A 2,461-nucleotide genomic window follows, 5' to 3' on the forward strand; every position below is an offset into this window, starting at 1 on the left:
ACACCGGCGAGCCCATCAATGTGCCATCTGTACTTTTTACTAAGGAGCTGTCGTGGAAGTACCCGGTGGTGCCCAAGTTGATGTTGTAGTTCCACGGGACCACGCACTGGGTTTCCCCAGCCGGAATGGTGCAACCGGCAAGGTGATAAACCTTCTGATCGTAAGGTCTGACCCCTACCGTTGCCCGCCAGCTGCTGATGGTGATGGGGAGTGAGGTGTTCGTAATATCGCGAGCCTTGGAGCCCCAGCCGATGTCGCTGTAGAGGTATTCCATGGTCGGTGCGGTGGGTGATGCTGGAACGCCAGCACCCAGCTTGAGGTTGTAGCCGATAGTGCCGCCACCCCAGCTACCGAAGTTGACCCAGCGCACGTAGTTCCCGTCGGTAAAGCCGTAGGGCAAGGTGACAATCAGATAGACGTCAGTGCCATCTTCCCCTGCTTTGCTGAGCGTACCCGCGCCGTTGGTGAGATAGATACCCGACTGGATATAGTCCTTGTAGTTGGTCTTTGGGACTTTGTACGCGAGCTTGATCGGGTTGGTGTTAACGTTCATCCCGGCCACATACGGGTCAAACTTATCCAAGCCCGGTCCGAGCACGTTGCTGGAGTTGGGGTTGTAGACACCAAAGGGCTCCGATGGGGCGTTTACCGTGTTGTCCCAACGTGCTTTCTGAATGGGCGAGCGATAGATGTTCCCTGCACCGTCCGTAGCCACGAATTGCACGCCAAACTGTTCGTCCAGGTTCGAGGTGGGGAACGACGATTCCAACGGATAGGAAAGCGAGGACGAGGCCGATTCATAAGTGCGAGCCAGATTCTTATAAACGGTGCCGTTTTCCCGATAGACGAGGAAGCTCCCGCTGGCTATGCCGGAGGGATCCGTGAGGTTGGGCAGTACGATGTTGGGGGTATCTGACCCACCGGTTCCCAACAGCCACTCCGTGCCTGAGTTCACCTGCCCGTAGCCCGACGCATTGACGGTCATCGCGTTGGCGGTGGGCGGGGTGGTGTCGACGTTGAAGGTGTAGGAGTTGGTCGATACCTGCACGCCGGTGATGTCGTAGACGGTTGAGCGCAGCACATAGTTGCCATCGCTCGCCGGTTTGTTGACCGTGAACTTCACTCCGTAGAAATCTGTGCCCGACGCGGTGATCCGGTTGGCCACGGTGATGATGCCCGAGGTCTCGGTCTGCACCACGGCAGCCCCTTTGAGTAGTTCCAGCTTCACCTTGCGATCGAGGCCCGCGATCGTGGTGACCACGATATTGCTGTTGGCACTGTACCAGGTAGCGGTCGGCGTCTTGACCTGCAGGGCCCCGTTGCTGTCCGTGTAGGACATCTCGAAGATCTGTGCCGAAGCTGCCGAGGTCATACCCAGCAGGGTGAGTGCAATGGCAATTTTATTGAGCTTTAGCATTGTGAAATTCACTCCCTGAAGGCCCTCAGTTCACGGTTAACTGGGGAATGTCGATCATGAAGTTGGCCTTACCGGTCACACCGGATGTGACTGGCCATACCGGCAACTTCGCAGACCCCTGCACATCAAGAGGGATCACGACGTCCTTGGTCTCGCCGGGTTGCACTGGCTGTCCGTTGAACATCACCCCGAACGCGGCATCGCTTCGCAGGGTGATATACCCCGCTTGCGGCCCCCGGCTTTGGGTGCCGCCATCGGTCATGGCACCCTTGAATACCACCATCCCCAGCGGTTGATCGTGCCTGTCCGAGAACGACTTCGAGACCGCAAACACACTGACGGGGTTGGCCACGGCCAAGTTCTGCTGTGCCAGCGAGAAGGTCTTGCTCAGCGAACGCTTGTTGCCCTGAGCATCCATCGCATCCACCTTGAGGGTGTATTCTTCACCGGGTTCGAGCGTTGGGAACATGCGCGGCACTTCTGGCTGCCAACCGTCTTCGAGCTTGGAGTAGCCCAAGTCGAGCGCATCGTTGATGGGGCCACCCACCAGCGTCATGCGGATGATTTGCGGATTGGGGTCGACCGTGTCCGAGATCTGAACCCGAAGATCCTTGATGGTTTCGACGCCAGTAGGAACAGCGCCGCCTTTGTAAGTCATTGCGAGAGTGGGAGCTGTACGGTCGGAGACAAAATGGAAGAGGTCCAATTTGGTGGTCGGGCCAAATGTCTCCTTCGCTACCACGGCGAGGTCATAGGTCGTCTCTGGCAGGGTGGCCAGGTCATATTGATAGGTGAAATCGCCGCCGCTTTGCGCAATTTTGCCGCCAGTTGGAGTCACCTTCACACCATTGCTCTCCAGGGTGAGCGAGCTCAGCGTGATCCGACCATTGTACCCAGGCACTTTGACGAGCAATTTGAGGATCTTGGTACTGTCGTCGTACTCCGGTGTGATTTGCGGGTAGTAATAATCGTTCCAGTACGTGTCAGCCCAGCCGGGATTCGACCATAGGGTTCCGCCGGGGTTTTTCAGGCTTGCCTGATCAT

Annotated in this window: 2 protein-coding genes; both read right to left on the reverse strand. The window is 57.4% G+C overall.

The features are described 5' to 3' along the window. On the reverse strand, window positions 1-1,417 hold a 1,417-nt coding region (locus PG883_RS22290; protein ID WP_270808231.1), incomplete at its 3' end, for an Ig-like domain repeat protein. Between the two features lie 25 nt (window positions 1,418-1,442). Further along, the coding region (locus PG883_RS22295) for an Ig-like domain-containing protein (RefSeq protein WP_270808233.1) at window positions 1,443-2,461 on the reverse strand (1,019 nt) is incomplete at its 5' end.

Source organism: Aeromonas sp. QDB25 (assembly GCF_027707725.1).
In the GTDB taxonomy this organism is placed as follows: Bacteria; Pseudomonadota; Gammaproteobacteria; order Enterobacterales; family Aeromonadaceae; genus Aeromonas; species Aeromonas caviae.